This is a genomic window from Zymomonas mobilis subsp. pomaceae ATCC 29192 (assembly GCF_000218875.1).
Classification (GTDB): domain Bacteria; phylum Pseudomonadota; class Alphaproteobacteria; order Sphingomonadales; family Sphingomonadaceae; genus Zymomonas; species Zymomonas pomaceae.
In genome coordinates this window covers 700085-717009 of record NC_015709.1, presented here as the reverse complement: position 1 = coordinate 717009, position 16925 = coordinate 700085, and the positions used below count along the sequence as shown (strand labels likewise).

General features: G+C 46.8%; 18 protein-coding genes. 5 read left to right on the top strand and 13 right to left on the bottom strand.

The window, feature by feature from the left end; all coding sequences use genetic code 11:
- The first annotated feature begins 6 nt into the window (after window positions 1-6).
- Window positions 7-948 (top strand): acetyl-CoA carboxylase carboxyltransferase subunit alpha, encoded by a 942-nt coding sequence (locus tag ZYMOP_RS03195; protein WP_013933922.1) that lies wholly within the window; start codon window positions 7-9, stop codon window positions 946-948.
- A 181-nt stretch (window positions 949-1129) separates the two neighbouring features.
- Entirely contained in the window at window positions 1130-3529 is a 2400-nt protein-coding gene (locus ZYMOP_RS03190) for a response regulator (RefSeq protein ID WP_013933921.1), read from the top strand.
- 7 nt (window positions 3530-3536) lie between these two features.
- On the opposite strand, the gene ZYMOP_RS03185 is transcribed toward ZYMOP_RS03190, so the two are convergent.
- The 13 genes from ZYMOP_RS03185 to flgB form a co-directional block, all read right to left on the bottom strand.
- Window positions 3537-4517, bottom strand: a complete 981-nt coding sequence (locus tag ZYMOP_RS03185; RefSeq protein ID WP_013933920.1) for a flagellar motor protein MotB — start codon at window positions 4515-4517, stop codon at window positions 3537-3539.
- Window positions 4518-4586: 69 nt separating this feature from the next.
- Window positions 4587-5450: a flagellar motor stator protein MotA gene (motA, locus tag ZYMOP_RS03180; RefSeq protein WP_013933919.1), complete on the bottom strand. Its 864-nt coding sequence runs from the start codon at window positions 5448-5450 to the stop codon at window positions 4587-4589.
- Window positions 5451-5667: 217 nt separating this feature from the next.
- Window positions 5668-6525, bottom strand: coding sequence for a flagellin N-terminal helical domain-containing protein (locus tag ZYMOP_RS03175; RefSeq protein WP_013933918.1), 858 nt, complete (start codon window positions 6523-6525; stop codon window positions 5668-5670).
- Between the two features lie 12 nt (window positions 6526-6537).
- Entirely contained in the window at window positions 6538-7911 is a 1374-nt protein-coding gene (flgK, locus tag ZYMOP_RS03170) for a flagellar hook-associated protein FlgK (RefSeq protein ID WP_013933917.1), read from the bottom strand.
- Between the two features lie 166 nt (window positions 7912-8077).
- Window positions 8078-8464, bottom strand: coding sequence for a rod-binding protein (locus ZYMOP_RS03165; protein ID WP_013933916.1), 387 nt, complete (start codon window positions 8462-8464; stop codon window positions 8078-8080).
- Window positions 8461-9558, bottom strand: a complete 1098-nt coding sequence (locus ZYMOP_RS03160) for a flagellar basal body P-ring protein FlgI (RefSeq protein WP_252507450.1) — start codon at window positions 9556-9558, stop codon at window positions 8461-8463. The genes ZYMOP_RS03165 and ZYMOP_RS03160 overlap by 4 nt, the downstream gene beginning before the upstream one ends.
- 74 nt (window positions 9559-9632) lie before the next feature.
- Window positions 9633-10319: a flagellar basal body L-ring protein FlgH gene (locus ZYMOP_RS03155; RefSeq protein WP_013933914.1), complete on the bottom strand. Its 687-nt coding sequence runs from the start codon at window positions 10317-10319 to the stop codon at window positions 9633-9635.
- A gap of 1 nt (window position 10320) precedes the next feature.
- Window positions 10321-11112 carry a flagellar basal-body rod protein FlgG gene (gene flgG / locus ZYMOP_RS03150; RefSeq protein WP_013933913.1) on the bottom strand — a complete coding sequence of 264 codons (792 nt, stop codon included), beginning with the start codon at window positions 11110-11112 and terminating at the stop codon, window positions 10321-10323.
- A 72-nt stretch (window positions 11113-11184) separates the two neighbouring features.
- Window positions 11185-11937, bottom strand: a complete 753-nt coding sequence (locus ZYMOP_RS03145) for a flagellar basal body rod protein FlgF (protein ID WP_013933912.1) — start codon at window positions 11935-11937, stop codon at window positions 11185-11187.
- 44 nt (window positions 11938-11981) lie between these two features.
- Window positions 11982-13247, bottom strand: a complete 1266-nt coding sequence (locus ZYMOP_RS03140; protein WP_013933911.1) for a flagellar hook-basal body complex protein — start codon at window positions 13245-13247, stop codon at window positions 11982-11984.
- A 39-nt stretch (window positions 13248-13286) separates the two neighbouring features.
- Entirely contained in the window at window positions 13287-13982 is a 696-nt protein-coding gene (locus tag ZYMOP_RS03135) for a flagellar hook assembly protein FlgD (RefSeq protein WP_252507441.1), read from the bottom strand.
- A gap of 52 nt (window positions 13983-14034) precedes the next feature.
- On the bottom strand, window positions 14035-14439 hold the full coding sequence (gene flgC / locus ZYMOP_RS03130) for a flagellar basal body rod protein FlgC (RefSeq protein ID WP_013933909.1): 405 nt from the start codon (window positions 14437-14439) through the stop codon (window positions 14035-14037).
- An 8-nt stretch (window positions 14440-14447) separates the two neighbouring features.
- The gene (gene flgB / locus ZYMOP_RS03125; RefSeq protein WP_013933908.1) at window positions 14448-14801 is read right to left on the bottom strand and encodes a flagellar basal body rod protein FlgB; all 354 of its coding nucleotides are present in this window, start codon (window positions 14799-14801) and stop codon (window positions 14448-14450) included.
- A 191-nt stretch (window positions 14802-14992) separates the two neighbouring features.
- Here flgB and ZYMOP_RS03120 point away from each other — a divergent pair, with 191 nt between their 5' ends.
- The 3 genes from ZYMOP_RS03120 to flgA are packed head-to-tail and all read left to right on the top strand — an operon-like array spanning window position 14993 to window position 16900.
- A complete protein-coding gene (locus tag ZYMOP_RS03120) occupies window positions 14993-15694 on the top strand; it encodes a motility protein A (RefSeq protein ID WP_013933907.1) in 702 nt (233 codons plus the stop codon).
- Complete coding sequence (locus tag ZYMOP_RS03115; protein ID WP_013933906.1) at window positions 15691-16278, top strand: flagellar motor protein MotB; 588 nt, start codon at window positions 15691-15693, stop codon at window positions 16276-16278. Before ZYMOP_RS03120 ends, ZYMOP_RS03115 begins: the two co-directional genes overlap by 4 nt.
- Window positions 16279-16333: 55 nt before the next feature.
- Complete coding sequence (gene flgA / locus ZYMOP_RS03110) at window positions 16334-16900, top strand: flagellar basal body P-ring formation chaperone FlgA (RefSeq protein ID WP_013933905.1); 567 nt, start codon at window positions 16334-16336, stop codon at window positions 16898-16900.
- Window positions 16901-16925 lie beyond the last annotated feature (25 nt).

The window sequence follows — 16925 nt, the reverse complement described above, 5'->3', positions numbered from 1 at the left end:
GAAACAATGGTTTCCTATCTCGACTTTGAAAAACCAGTGGCTGAGTTACAGGCACGCATTGCCGAACTCCGTAAAGTCACTTCGGATGAAATGGATCTTGAGCGCGAGATTTCTGATCTCGAAAGCAAGGTGCAAAAGCTATTACGCGATACCTATGCCCATCTTACTCCGTGGCAAAAGACGCAGGTAGCACGCCATCCCGAACGTCCTCATTTCCACGATTATATCAAAGCGCTTTGCGATGACTTTATCCCTTTGGCGGGGGATCGTCTTTTTGGTGAAGATCCGGCTATCATCGGTGGGTTAGCGCGGATTAACAATCAGCGTGTGATGATTATTGGTCAGGAAAAAGGCAACGATACCGAAAGCCGGATTAAGCATAATTTTGGCATGGCCAGACCGGAAGGCTATCGAAAAGCCATCAGATTGATGAAAATGGCTGATAGATTCAACCTTCCAGTCGTTACATTGGTTGATACCTCTGGAGCCTTTCCGGGGGTTGATGCAGAAGAACGCGGTCAAGCTGAGGCGATTGCCCGATCGACTGAAACCTGTTTGTCAATTGGGGTACCCTTGCTTTCTATTATCGTTGGTGAAGGGGGCTCAGGGGGTGCTATCGCGATTGCAGCCGCTAATCGTCTTTTGATGTTTGAACATGCCGTTTATTCTGTGATTTCACCGGAAGGCTGTGCATCTATTTTATGGCGTGCGGCTGAAAAAGCGAGTGATGCGGCAACCGCGATGAAAATGACAGCAACCGATCTTTACGGATTAGGTATTGTCGATCGTATTGTCTTGGAACCTGTTGGCGGCGCGCATCGCGAACCTGTTGCAGCCATAGCGGCGCTTAAAGTAGCTATTCTTCAGGAACTTGCCTTTTTGACCCCTTTGGATGCACAAGCCTTACGGAGTATGCGTCGTAAAAAATTCTTGGATATTGGGGGATAATCTTTCTTCCAAGAAAGACTACGGATGTTTTTTTGTAAAAGGTTATTTCGTGGTATGTGTTTTTATCTAAGACAGGGCACGAAATAGCTTTTGCAAAAGGCGATGGCTTTTCTCCTATTAAAGCCTCCTATGGAAAAGTAAGCGGCTTGACCTTCGTGATAGGCTAAGCGATGAAAATCCTATGAAATTTGCTTTGCCTTTTTATTTTCTAAAAAAAGGCCAGAAATCGATATTCTGGTTTTCTATTTTTATTGCATTTATATTTCTATTTCTGCCTTTTTTTCTATTAGAGTGGTTTTTAAAAGATTATAGATTATCTTTTTTGTTTCTCATTACGATACTTTTTTCTATTTTGTTCGCCGCTTCTTTTTATCGCTTGTTTCTTAAAAATTCGATGCCTTCTACGGTTAATTTACCCGACTTAGCTTTGTTGCAGGCTATTATCGAAAATGATCAAGAAGCTATTGTTATAAATGATCGATCCGGTAAAATTTGGGCTGCGAGTAGCCTTTATACTCAATGGTTCCCTACACTAGGTGACCCTTCCGAATTTGCAGAATCTCCCTCGGAAAAAGCCCTTTTTGAACAAGCGCTAAGGCAAGTCTGGCGGAATGGTATCAGTCTTTTTACATGGGGAAGAGATACAGGCGACAGATATAAAATTTCTATCCAGCGGGCGGGTATCCATAATAATTATCTAATTTGGCGTCTTATTCAGGATAATACCGCTAAACTTTCAAAAAATATTCAGATTCTCATTGAAGGTGAAATCAGCACATCATTAGCCGAAGCGGGCATTATGACCGCTTTACTTGATGCCCAAGGCCATATTCTTACCGCCAGCCCAATATTAACTTTTCGACAGACCGGATTTCCGGATGGCTCTATAGTAGGGGCTGATTTCATGTCACTTTTTGAAAGCGATATGAACGGTCAGTATTTTATAAAAGGCGCTGTAGAAAATAAATCAGCCCTCCGCTTGGTAAAAGTTGATTTGGATCGCAACAATAAGACAAGCGATAGCCTTATTTTGATGATGGATGAAATTTCGGGGGCTCTTCGCAATAGTAAAGATATACTCGATGTTATCTGCTCAATGCTTTCTATCTTGCCTTATAGTTTAGCTATTACGGGCCAAGACGGAAGGTTGTTGTTTATGAATCGGGCGATGGTGCAGACGGTCAGTATGTCTCGTCAGTCGGTGCTTTATCCTAGCGATTGGGTCGTACAAGAGGACAAAGCTGCGGTAGCGGATGCTGTTCATCGTTATGGGGCAGGGCAGCCTCTTTCAGGTGAAATTTCAGTCAGGTTAGCCTCTAAGCCCGAAGAAACAATCGTCTTGATGCTGACAGGGACACGCCATTTAGGGGGCATAGCCGTCGTCATCAGTCTTAGAGAATCAGGTGCCGAAAATCAGATTAAACAACAAATGGCACAAGCCACACGGATGCAGGCAGTCGGACAGTTAGCAGGGGGCGTCGCCCATGATTTTAACAATATTTTGACCGCTATTATTGGATATTGCGATGTCATGCGGATGCGCCATGTTCCGGGCGATAGTGATTATGATGATATTCAGCAGATACGGCATAATAGTAATCGTGCCGCCGCTTTAACCCGTCAATTGTTGGCTTTTTCTCGTCAGCAGACTATGCGGCCCCAGATACTGCAATTACCGGATGTCATTTCAGAAATTTCTAATCTTTTAAAAAGATTATTAGGCGAGAAGATTTTACTGACGGTTAAGCATGGCCGTAATCTTGGCCTTGTGAGAGCCGATCCGGGACAGCTTGAACAAGTCATCGTTAATTTAGCGGTTAATGCGCGTGATGCGATGATGAACAGTCGAGAACAGCGCCATTTAACTATCCAAACCCAGCCTATTTCTGTTGAAGACGTGCATAAAAATACCAATCATAGCATACCTGATGGTGAATACACGGCTTTGATTATTTCTGATACGGGCTCGGGTATCCCACCTGAAATTCTTAGTAAAATATTTGAGCCTTTTTTCACAACCAAAGAAGTAGGGAAAGGCACCGGTCTTGGGTTGGCTACCGTCTATGGTATCGTAAGACAGTCAGGCGGCTTTATTTTTGCCGATTCCGAAATGGGTGTCGGCACACAGTTTACTATTTATCTCCCCGTCTATGAAGGTGTCGCACCCCAAAAACAAATAGAAGTTTCTGTTGAAAAATCGGCCTTATTATGGGGTAGCGGCAAGATTTTATTAGTAGAAGATGAAGAAACTGTGCGGAATGTAGCAGGCTTTGGCTTAAAACGTCAGGGCTATGATGTTTTGACCGCCGAAAATGGCGAAGAAGCCCTCTCTCTATTAAAAGATAATTCCAAGATTGACCTTTTAATTTCTGATGTCGTTATGCCGGGCATGGATGGCCCGACCTTGGGAAGTGAAGCCCGCAAACTCAGACCAGATTTACCCGTATTATTCATTTCCGGCTATGCCGAAGAACAGCTACGCCGTTCTATCAGTTTAGAACATGTCGCCTTTTTACCTAAACCTTTTTCTATTCAGGACTTAGCCATAGCCGTGGGTAAAGTCTTAAATGCCAAGGAATAATTATACCTTATTTCGTAGCCTTATTTTGAGACTGGGTATTCAGTGTAGCGGCGGCCTTGGTCTCATGAGGGGTCGGGTCTGATCGTCCTTCATTGGAGGTTATTGGCTGATCACGGCCGCTGTCATTATTAAGCCAGCTAAGAATGATAGACATACGACGATTGCGGGGATCCATACGGTTATCTGGAACATAGGGTTCGCGATCAGCAAGACCTTCGATCCGGTCAAAACGATCCACATTGACACCGCCTGCAATCAAGGCCTGACGTGTTGCGTCGGCCCGATCCGCTGATAATGTCCAGTTATTAACATTACGCCCAGAGGCATAGGGTAGTGCATCTGTATGGCCTCTGACGATAATCATATTAGGCACATCTTTGATAACACGTGCCACCTCAGCAATAAGTTTTCGAGCAGGGGGCACCATGGTTTCAGTGCCCAGTGTAAACATAGCAAAATCGGATTGATCAACAAGATCAATGCGTAATCCCTCGCGCGTTTCAACTAAACGCACACTTTGTTTCAATTTTGCCAAAGCGGGGTCTTTTTGCATATGTTCTTCAAGCATTTTACGGAGCTGATCAAAGCGCTGCTGATCATGCTGTTTGATAATTTCTTTGGCTTGCGCCAAGGTATCAGGATTTTTAGCAATCAGTTTTGGGCCATCCGGTGAAAGTTTAGCATGGGTCGGCAAATCTTGATCAACCGCCAAGGTGTCGCCCTTTAAGAAGCCTACACCCCCATTAGAATTATCGGTAGGTTCGGAAAGAATGGTCGGCTTAAAGTAATCCGCTATGCCTTTACGTTCTTTGTCGTTGGTTGCCCCCAAAAGCCATAGCAATAGGAAGAAGGCCATCATTGCGGTCACGAAGTCAGCATAGGCCACTTTCCAAGCCCCACCGTGGTGGCCCGCATGGTCATCAGCAATAATTTTTTTAACGATAATTGGCCGAACTTCGGCCTCATTCTTATTGCTTTTTCTTGCCACCGGCTTTTGCCCTTAAAATTTTTTCTGTCTTTATGATGGTCCTGCCTGAAATAGCGGTGCCTTAAGAGATTAACGCCCCCGCATCCCATCAAATATTTCGGCAAATTCTGGTTTATTTTCTTCTGGAATATCAGATCGTGCCGCTTCAATGACCAAGGGAAGGGGGTGTCCCTGCATAGAAGAAACAATCATTTGTTTGATAACCTGATAAATATGATTGTCGGAATCAATCACCGCACGGCAACGATTAGCCATTGGGGCGACGATACCATACGCAAGCAGCACCCCTAAGAAAGTACTCACTAAGGCAGAACCGATCATTGCCCCAAGAATAGGCGGCGGTTGGTCAATGGAACCCATGGTTTTGACCACCCCCAAAACGGCCGCGACAATACCAAAAGCGGGAAGCGCTTCAGATAGGTTTTGCAGAATATCTGCGGGTAGAACAACTTCATGATGATGCGTTTTAAGGGTGTTATCCATCACATCTTCAACGGCATTGGGGTCAAGCGTTCCCGATGAAACCACAACCAGACGCAACGTATCCGTAATAAGCCGCACCAGGGTTTTGTCCTTGAGCAGTCTCGGAAATTCTGTAAAAAAGGCACTGGATTCAGGATTTTCAACATGGGATTCCAACGCGACCGGCCCTTCTGTTCTCAGGGTGCGCATCAGCCTTCCCACAAGGAAGATAGTATCCTTATAATCCTCTTTTTTAAATTTGGGGCCTTTAAAAACAGCGGAAAAACCCTTCATCAATAATTTAAGTTCGAGCATTGAGTTACCAGCAACAACACTGCCTATAGAAGCACCTCCGATAACAATCAGCTCATGCGGAATTGCTTCTAATACTGGTCCGAGATGGCCGCCGGTAATGGCAAAACCACCGAACACCATAACGAGCAAAATAACAAAGCCGATTGCCGCGAACATTAAAAGCCTTTCTGACGGGTCATTTTTACTTCCCGATTAGTATTATTTAAATGTAACAAGCTACCTTGTTACAAAGAAGTAGCGGCAGGTAAATATTGTTATTTAAAATATTATATGAATACAGATATAAAATATTCTATTCATACAAAGCGTAATTAATTAAATATTTCTAACGCATAGCGAAAAGCCATATCTTTAAAAAGTGTCTATTCATTTCTTAACCCAGCTTGTCGAAGAGATTTGAACTCGACACACGAATAAGCGCTGACTGTTCAGCGGCTTGCTGAGTAACGAGCGCAGATAAATTGCTGTAAACTTCTGTGACATCGGCATCTTGCAAGGAAGACCGTGTCGTTTTTAGCGTAACAGACTGACTAGAGAGGCGATCACTTTGGTTGCTTAATTGGGTTGCAAGCACACCTTGTTGTCCTTGCATATTAGTTGTATTGGTAATCGCATCCTGAATCTGACCCAAGGCATCGGACATTCCAGCGGTATCATTATTTTTGATCGCTGTTTGGGTGTTTTGCAACAAAGTCGTCAGATCAACACTTGTCCCAGCGCTGCTTCCCGAACTGGCGGTAAAACTAAAAACCTGACTCTGGGAGAGCGTAGCGGCCACAGACCGATTATCACCGATCGGATAGGTAATCAGTTGGTTAGAGCTCGCTGGAAATAAGGCGTTACCATTGCTATCAGTTGTCGTTTTATACGAATTGATTTGATCAGCGGCACTTCCGATTTCACCGGCCAATACACCCCGAGTTGAATCATTACTGGTGCTATTCATAGCCTGTTGTAAGTAATTCTGGATCGAACTAAGCTGGGTTGCCATATCGGACAAGGCTGCACCGGACTGATCAGATACGGCGGTCGCAGTCTTAACATTCGAAGTATAAGCACTATTGTTGCTTAGACTACGATTAAGATTCCCGATTTGATTGGCCGCAACCGGATCATCAGAAGGCTTTTGAATTTTAATACCTGTATCCGTCTGATCTTGGTATTTTTGTATCTGACTATTCGTCGATTGCATACTGCTGATAACGTTATTAAGACCAATTCGCGTTAACATACGTAGCCCTCCTTAAAACAGTTCGAAGATAGATTGCATGGTCGATTGCGCGACCTGCAATACTTTAGCAGATGCTTGATAGGCTTGCTGATAACGAAGGAGCTGTGCCGCTTCAGTATCCAGATCGACACCGGATAAACTGTCCCGCGTTTTTGAGGCTGTTGTGTATAAATTTTCAGTATTGGTCGCATTCGTAGAAGCGGTGGAGGTCAGCTGGGCATTATTGCTAACCAGCGTAGCATAATTGGCTTCTACGCCATTACTGCCCCGCAAATTAGAAATATTTTGCAAGTTACCATTGGCGCTAGACGAATTCGCCCCCGCGATAGCACTGCCATCACTGGTTGTAGTCGTAATCGTGGTAGCATCGCCATCGGTAATGGATAATAAGTCACCCCCTGTCGCGCCTGACGTGGTGGTTCCGTTACCATTCCAGCTATTGACCTGCGTCACAAAGTCACTTGCGATAGTATTTAAATCACTACGCTCATCGGCAACATTGGAGGCAACAGTCATCAAACCCGTAAGGGAACCCCCTGCGGTATTGGTCATATTGCGATTATTACTACTATTAAGCGCGTCTTTTACGCCAATAGTCAGATTACCACTTGAATCCATCGAAGAGGAAAACGAACCGGCGAATTGACCTGCCGCCGTGCTGGACAATAACGTCTGTCCGTTTCCGCTGCCGCTAAGCGTTATTTTGACGGTACCATTACTGGCAATATCGGCATTGATACCGATTTTTGAAGAAAGATCATCCAACAACTGATCGCGCTGATCGGCAAGACCGGCCGAGGCATCCGTGCCGGCAGGGGTTTGCAACATGGCGGTGTTGACCTTCGCCAAGGTGCTAAGATCGGAATTGATAACCGAAACCGTGCCATCGGCTTCATCACTAATCCCGGTGGAAACGCCTTTCAGGCTGGTGGCTGAATCGCTGATCGCTTTTGTGGCATCACTAAGAGAGGTAATAGCCGCAGATTGCTGGGTCGTATTAGAAGGATTGGAAGCAAGCGCCGTAATACTGGTAAAGAAAGAGGTTATCTGGCTATCTGTGCCAGAAGTTCCGCTGTTAATAGCCGTTTCAGCCGAGGACATCCAACGGGAAACGGCGCTAGCTTCACCGGCATCACTGGCGGTATTGCGGACATGGGTAGCGGCAAATCCATCCCATGCGCGGGTAACCGATTGGGTCGATACGCCATTCCCGCTAACCTGATTAAGGCCAAGAATACCGCTTCCGCCATTAGGGGCTTCCGTTAATTTAACATCACGTCTTGCATAGCCGGTGGTTTGGGCATTGGAAACGTTTTCGCTGATAACGTCCATCGCCTTACCGTAGTTAAGGACGCCAGAAGCTCCGATTTGAAGAATATCGCTCATATCGTTTCACTATCCTGTCACCATGCAGAGGATCGTTTCTGACCGGCTGCACTTATCTTATGTTTATTTACGACTGCCCTTATAAATTTTTTAGAAAAATAGGGCAGATATTCTTATAAACTATTATTTTTAAAAGTTTTTTATCCCTATGTTCAGAGATATTATTTTATTTCGTGCCTGTTGAAGCCGAGAGTTGTCCCCCCATTTGTTGGATCAACATAGCCGAGATACCGTTATGACCCGAATTAGCAGCCAAGTTATCCGCTAATTTTGAATCCTGCATATCGCGGAATTGATCTTCGGCATCACTTCCCAACAGATCATCATCAGAAAGGGAAGCTTTACGCATTTCAGAAAGCATTTGCCGATTGAAAATCGCCTCAAACTTTTGAGCCACAGCGGCAATTTTGGAATTATCCGTTTTTGCAGAAGAAGCCTCTCCATAAGCTTTGACAGCTGCCGACGCCGCGCTGGAAGACGCGATGTTGTTTTGACTGGCAGCCAGTTCGCTGGCCAAAGACTGACCAGTCGTGATTTTTGAAATACTACTCATAAGATTATCAAATCCGCATTCATGGCCCCGGCCTGTTTCAAGCCTTCTAAAATAGCGGCCAAATCGCCCGGGGTAGCACCAATGGCATTCACCGCTTTTACGATGTCTGTCAGATTAGCGCCGGTTTGAAGATGGAACATAGGTGAACGGGTCTGTTCCGCTGTAATCGTGCTGTTAGGTACGACGGCGGTTTGTCCCTGTCCAAAGGCATTCGGTTGAGAAACACCATAGTTTTCATCCACTCTTACAGTTAATCGACCATGAGTAATGGCAGCCGGTGATATTCGGACTGCACCATTGATAACGATTGTGCCGGTACGGGCATTGATCGTAACACGGGCACGGGCATCGGCACGATCAACAGGCAGATTTTCAATCTCACCCATCAAAGCCGTGCGGACTTCTGCGCCTTCTGGTGCGGTGATCGCCACGGAAACACCATCCAGAACATGCGCACGACCGGGGCCAAGGGCGTTGTTGATCGCGGTTGCTACCCGCTGCACATTTGTGAGATCAGCTTCACTTAAGTTAAACTGTAAATAAGGTGCCGAGGCAAAACCGGGATCGACCGCCCGTTCAACGGTGGCCCCACTCGGGATACGGCCGGCAGTCGGAATATTGACGGTCAGATTAGAACCATCCCGTCCACTAATACCGAGGCCGCCGACTTCAAGGTTACCTTGTGCCATGGCGTAAATCTGACCATCCGCACCATAAAGCGGCGTAATCATCAAGGCACCACCACGGATAGAGCGCGCCCGTCCCAATGCAGATACCGTAATGTCAATAGGTTGACCCGGCTTTGCAAAAGGGGGCAAATCCGCTGTCACAATAACCGCAGCGGCATCTTGCAAAGTCGGGCTGACATTGCTGGGCATACTCAGCCCGAAACGCGCAGATAATGCCGTCATAGCGGCAATGGTATATTGCAAACTGGAATCGCCCGTTCCGGCCAAACCCGTCACAATACCATATCCGGTCAATTGGTTGGTTCGCATACCCTGAAAAGCACCGAGATCTTTAATGCGATCTGCCTGTGCCGCTGTCATAAAGGGCGTCATTAATCCCAGACAGAGAAGCAGTAGTCCAAGCATCCCCGAACGGAATAACCTGCCTATAGTGCCTCTTTCAGGTGCAAAAAACAAAATGCCCATAGACTCCCTGTCCATTAGAAAGGACTGATGGCTTGGAAAAAGCGTCCTAACCAACCCATGCGGCTGGCTCTGGCGACATCTCCGGTGCCGGTGTAACTGATACGAGCATCCCCAATACGGGTTGAAAGCACATGATTGGTGCCATCAATATCCCAAGGTCGAACCAAACCGGAGATACGAATATGTTCATCCCCTCGGTTGATGGTCATAATTTTTTCACCCCGAATAAGCATGGTGCCATCAGGAAAAACACGTGCCACTGTCGCCGTAATTTCGCCGGAAAGACTGTTTGACTGTCCGGTTGTGCCTGACCCTTTAAAGTTTTGTGAACTGCTGGCGGCCGCATCAGTGCTTTTAAAGGCTGCCAAAACACCCGTCGTCGGAGGAATAAGGGCAATACCCCCTGAACGAGACGTTGTTGTATTTGCAGACTTGCTCGCCGCAAAAGATTCCGTGAGCGTAATCGTCACCATATCGCCAACATGGGAAGCACGTGCCCCTGAGATAATGGGCATATAGCCATAGGTCGGCTGGAAAATGGCCCCATTTGGCGTCACCGCCGGTCTGGGATCGTCCGGAAAGGTCGCGGCAAAGTTAGGGTCAGGTTGAAGTGCCTTTTTACGTGCGTCCGCAGGCGTTGCAGCCAGAGCCACAAGTGCCATAAACGCTATCGTAAAAGAGGAATTCACAAAATGCTTCATCTTAAGAGATCTGCTGATTGATATACTGGAGCATTTCATCAGAAGCCTTAATCATTTTAGAATTCACTTCATACGCCCGCTGGGTTTCGATCATATCGACCAATTCCTGAACAATATTCACGTTTGATTGTTCAAGTTCGCCCTGTAAAACCGCGCCCATACCATCTTGTTGCGGTAAACCGATCTGGGGCTGACCTGAAGATTGCGTTTCAATGTAAATATTCTGACCATTGGCCTGAAGACCTGCCGGATTAATAAAGCGCACAGTCTGAATTTGGCCGACCTGATTGGACTGTGTCTGACCCTGTAACTGCACTGACACCGTGCCATCTTCACCCACCGTAATTTGCTGAGCATTTTGCGGTATGTTGATGTTCGGGATCAAAGGCTTTCCGTCATCGGTCACAATTTGCCCATCTTGGGACAGTTGGAAGTTACCTGCCCGCGTATAGCCGATTGTGCCATCAGGCATCTGGATCTGAAAATAGCCCACCCCTGAAACAGCGAGATCAAGGGCATTGCCGGTATTGGTTAACGAACCTTCTGTTTCTTGCCGTTCGGTGGCAATCGTCTGCACACCCGAACCCAAGGTTAAGCCGGTCGCATAATAATAGCTGTTGGTTGACTGGGCACCCGGTTGCCGTTCTGCCTGATAGGCCAAGGTTTCAAAGGCTGCCCGATCGCGCTTAAATGCAGTTGTATTAACGTTTGCAAGGTTGTTCGCGATAACCCGCATACGGGTGTTTTGAGCATCCAATCCCGTTCTTGCAACTTGTAGCGGCGTGGTTGGCATTCTTTGTATTCCTTACAATTAAGTCTTGTCGTTCGCCTGTGCGATACAATGATCGGCGGTAAAATAGCGAAATTAGCTGCTGGGTATATCCATTAGGCTGGCGCTGCTTTCATCAAGCTGCCGCGCTGTCGCCACCATTTTTACCGATTGTTCATAAGATCGGCTGGCTTGAATCATATCAACCAGCGCTTGCGTTGGTTCGACATTAGAATTTTCAAGACTGTCAGCCTGAACCGTCGCTGCGGGATCACGGTTTAAAGTGCCACCATCGACAACACGAAATAAACCATCCAAACCTTTTGCAATGCGGCTTCTGGGCTGGGCAGAAGGGGAAACCAGTTTAATCTGATCAATAGCTTCGGGCTGGATAGGATTTTGCCCGGGCTGGACGATATAAACCGTGCCTTCTTTATCAATAGAAACCTTATCGGCGGCACCGATCGTAATCGGCCCTCTTTCCCCGACGAGGGGGCGACCCTCACCATTTACCAAAACACCTGAATCGGTAATCTGAAGATCGCCCCGCCGCGTATAAGCCTCCTGACCATCTTCTGCCTGCACTGCCAACATGGAATCTCCGGCCATAGCGAGATCTAAATCTCGTCCGGTTTGTTGCACTTCTGCCTTTTGTAAATCAGCAGAATAAATGCCCTGAGAGGCCATTGCCCGACTGCTATTGCCCCCGCGTAGCCAGAAAGCCGCCTGTGTTGACAGCTCCTTTCTAAAGCCGGGCGTGTTGGTATTGGCGAGGTTCGATGCGGTCGCAATCTGCTGCCGCATGGTTGCCCGCATACCTGACAGTGAAGTGTAAAGAAGACGGTCCATCTTATCCCCTGTGTCCGTTTACAATACTCAATTCATACAATGGGTTATGATTGAATATTCATAACAGCGCTGACCATCTGGTTATCGGTACTGATCGCTTTGGAGTTTGCCTGAAAATTTCTCTGTTCAGAAATCAGATTAACCAATTCCTGTGTCAGATCGATATTCGACAATTCCAAAGCACCCGACTGCACAGAACCGAGACCGGAAGTATCCGCCTCACGATAGAGAAGGGAACCCGAGGTGCCGGTTGTCGTCCAGCTGGCATTACCCGTAGAATGAAGACCGTTACGGTTGTTCACATCGCCCAAAGCAACGGCACCCAATGTATATTGGTTACCATTGGCGAAGGTTGCGGTGACTTTACCATCGGTACCGACAGAAATATTGCTGAGCGCCGAAGATGTGTCGCCACTGTCGTCGGAGGTTATGGCTTTGGTAAAAGCGACACTGCCAGTATAACTATTACCATTAGCGGTCAGAGTACCGCCACTAGCAATACCTAAGCCGGTCAACTCACCTGTAGTCGGATTGACAGTAGCCGTTCCATTCGTCGAAGTATAAGTTGTGGTATTGATCGCATCGGCTGTCCCAACAGTGTTACCGCTGCTGTCTGTAGTAGTAGCCTTACCTCCGGTGATCGTCATTACACCACCTGAAAGCGAGGTAGTACTGCCTGTATCAAATCCAGCACCGCCTAAGGTAATCTGGGCGCCTGTAATAGAAGTCGTCGAGCCATCAGTATTATTAATCGTTATAGTACCATTAGCAATCAGACTGGATCCAACCTGAATCAAATTACCACTATTGCTATTGCTGACGGTAATTTGATCTTCATAAGAAGGCAGCTTCAAATTCTGAAGCACACGACCTCCGGTGGCGGTTGATGTGTCGCTACCAGTATAGATGTCGCCTGAATTACTGGTGGCATAGACCTGAAGATAGTTACCATCCGAGGTGACGACGTTGTTATTCTTGTCGGTCAAGAAACTACCATCGCGCGTCAAGGAAATGGTACCGGATGCGCCCTGTGATTTGACCAGAAAGAAGCCATCGCCATTGACCATCATATCAAGGGCACGGTTAGTAGTCTTCATACTACCCGAAGTGAAATCCTGAATAGTGGCACGCAGGCGGGTACCCTGACCGATATTCTGACCGGAAGACAGCGGCGAATCCGCCACCAGTTCACCAAAATCGGTCGTGGTTTTCTTAAAACCATAAGAACCGGCATTCGCGATATTGTTTGACGTGACCGAAAGATCAGTCTGGGCAGCATTAAGTCCGGTAAGGGACGTATAAAAAGCCATATTATAACTCTCCTGAGTGAAGGTGGCGGATTAAGAGGGTTAACTGATGCTGGTAATATCGCTGGGATCATAGGTTCCAAGCGACGTTACGATTTGTGTGGTGCCGCTGGCAGGCGAGTTGACAGCATTGACCATCGTCCATGTCGAAGTAGAGCTGCTGACGCTGCCGCCGGAGCTGTTGGTCGCATTGACTTTGACACTTAACGGGCCGGAAACCGTGTCGCCATTGCTGTCAGTGCCCGAGAATGAGAAGCTGACATTGCCCGCACTTTGTGAGCCGTAATCCTGAGAATAGACGACCTTACCCGTGCTATCCGCAAGGCTGATTTTGACATCGGCTGCTGAACTATCCAGTGCCACCTGACCGGCAAAGATACCATCGACGGAAGTAACCGTATTCGAGCTTACCAAGGCGGCCTTACCAATCCAATCGGACGCATTGGAAAGACGGGAATTAGAAACATCGCTTTGAATACTGCTGAGCGTAGTATTCATCTGATTAATACCGGCCACGCTGGAGAATTGCGCCATCTGGGCAGCCATCTGGGTATCATCGACCGGACTATCAGGATCTTGATATTGCAGCTGTGTCGTCAGCAGTTTTAAAAAGTCAGTAGAAGAAAGCGCCGCCGTTGGATCGCTGGAAGAACTGGTCGTCGTGGCTGACGAACTGGAACCTGTCGAGAGCTGATTGATATAACTTTGGCCGGAAACAGAACTTGTTGTTGACATCATATTCTCCCTTTTTAGGAAAATGAAGCGCGGATAATATTACCGCCCTCTTTAATTAACGCTCCATCTTCAAGGTATCGAGCGTTAAAGATTTTGCCGTTTGCATCACCTGAACATTGTTCTGATAATCGCGGGCTGTTTCAATCATTTCCACCATTTCCTGAGCGGTATCGACACCGGCTGACCATACATTGCCGTTTTCATCGGCCAAGGGATGGGTCGGGTCGTGAAGCTGGGTCGGTTGGGTATCCGTTGCTACCACTTTTTGCACCTGAACCGTTGCCACGCCGGGGGATTGGGTAACGGTTGAAAAAATCGGTTTTAAAGCACGGAAGGCGTTGTCCCGACTGCTGGCTACGGAATTTGCGTTAGCAAGGTTCGACGCGTTGGTATTCAGTCGTACCAACTGCGCAGACATAGCCCGACCGGAAATGTCAAAAACGGAAAGAGGACGATCCATAAAGCGCTTTATTCTCCTTTTAAGGCGGACATAACATCCGACATACGATCTTGCAGAAAGGTAAGGGTCGAACGATATTTAATTGCATTTTCAGCGAATTGCGTCTGCTCGGTCGGTAATTCGACGGTATTTCCGTCAATCGACGTATCAATCGGGACGCGGTACCCTATCGCATTTTCGACGGCCTCGTTGGTAGCGCTACCGCTGGTAGAATCATTAAGCGCCTTGTTAAAATCAATATCTCGTGCTTTGTAGTTAGGTGTTGCAGCATTGGCGATATTAGATGCAAGCATATCCATACGCTTATTACGTAAAACAAGCGCATCGCCCTGAATACCAAACAAAGTTGAACTGATCGCCATGTCGCCCCCCTTTGAACGAATGTTGGAATTGTATTGAAACTTTCTATTCAAAAGCTGTGCCAAATGAAGAAATGTCATCAAAACGCTATGATATTTAATATTTTTTATAGAAAACAGACATTGTCTTGCCGAAAGCGGCAAATGTTTGCCGCTTGTTGCCGCTTTGTTTTCTTTGGGAAAGGCGGGCTGTCATGTATCTCCTGACGTCAGTTAGTCACTTTTTTGACGCCACAGCTTTTTTTCTGGTTTTTATCGGGGCGTTTGCCATTGCGATTTTTCGTTCGACCCTTTCCGATCTTTTGCGTGTTTTGAAAGCCTTTGTGCCTTTGATAAAGGCTACCCCTGAACGGGATGGCGAAGTGGCCGCCCATGCGGTGCAATCGGTTCTTCGTCAGGTGCAAGCCAAGGGCATTGCAACGGCTGACCGGGTTGATATTGCTTTTGCGCCGCGCTTTGTGCAACAGGCCGTCAATGAATTAACGGATTGCACTGATCCCGAAATATTTCATCAATGGACGGTCGAACAGATAAGAAAACGTCAAGATCGCCATCAGGGTGCTATAAATTTTTGGCATATTATTTCTGATGTCGCGCCTTCTGTCGCTATGATCGGGACGGTGATCGGGTTGGTAAATATGTTTTCCCATCTGGATGATATAAATACGCTGGGGCCTTCTATGGCGATGGCTATTTTGACAACCCTTTATGGATTATGCCTTTCTACCCTGATTGCCGTTCCTATTGCCGGAAGGTTGGAATATCTGTCTGATATGGAAGGCCGTTGGTGGCAAAATGTAGCGGATAATTTGGTTCTAGCCGCTATGGGAGAGTTAGCGCCTGTGCCTGCCCGTATTCCGTTGTTAAGGGTAGATCAACAGAAGGCAGAGTTGTGAAGCTAAAAAGAAGTTCACGCTGGGCTATCAGCTATATTGACCTTTTAATGACGCTGTTAGGCTTTTTTGTGCTGCTTTATGCAAGAGAGCATGATCCTCATGCGGTTGCAGCCAGTCTTCGTTCAGCTTTTACCCATAATAGTGATAAAAACAGCAATAAGTCATCGACTGCACAGTCTCCCAAAGACAGCGAGGCGGTCAGTAAAGCTGAAACAGCAGAAAAGGCAGCTAATAAAGACTGTGGGACGACAACGGGCATCGCCTGTCCGACCCATGATTTTGTAGCCGATGCCCTGTTTCAACCGGAAGAAGCGGTGTTAACCGATCAAGGCAAGGCCGTCTTGACGGATTTTTTTAAGAAATCTGATCTATTGTCGGCTCATTTTCTGATAGAAAGCCAAGGCATTGGCAATGGAAATGCCCGATTTGATAAATGGGAATTGGCCGCCGCCCGAACGGCTACTGTAGCGCGACAGTTAAAAGCTGCTGGTGTTGCCGATGATCGCTTAAAAATTATGATGGCCCCTGATAATCCATCGTCAGATAAGGGGCAGCATTTAATGATTACCGCGAATAAAAATTAATGGATATTATATTGGCCTCAATAATAAGCCATAACAGAGGGAAACGAGAACTATAATGAAAAAGAAATCTTCATATTTTAGCGTTTTTCTAGGCATTGTAACTTTTTCATTATCAACTATATCCGTTTTCGCGGCTGATTTTCAAGATTTATCCGCTTTAGATAAACAAATAGCGACTAGTCTGGGGGCGGCTATCGGAACCGAGGGCGGGGCGGTATCGCCCGTTGATAGACGGCTTCATCTGACACAATGTCCAGAAAATGTTGTCGTCGATAAACCGGCAGCAGGCACCGTTTCGGTTCATTGTCCTTCGATTGGGTGGCGTATTCGTGTGCCCTTGGTGCGGACGATGACCCATGCACTCAACCATCATGAAACTAGCCAAAATGGCCAAAATACGGGCACTTCCAAGGATAATACCAAAGGTGAAATTTTGGTAAAACGCGGCGATCCTGTCGAATTGATTGCAGGCAACAGCAATTTTACGGTATCAGTGCAAGGTACAGCCCAGCAAGACGGTGCCTTAGGCGATCATATACGTGTAAAATCTGATCCCAATAAGCCCCCTGTGATCGCTGTTGTCGTTGAATCTGGTAAAGTGAGAATTCCTGGCTTTGAGTAATTTAAATAATTAAAATTATTGCCGT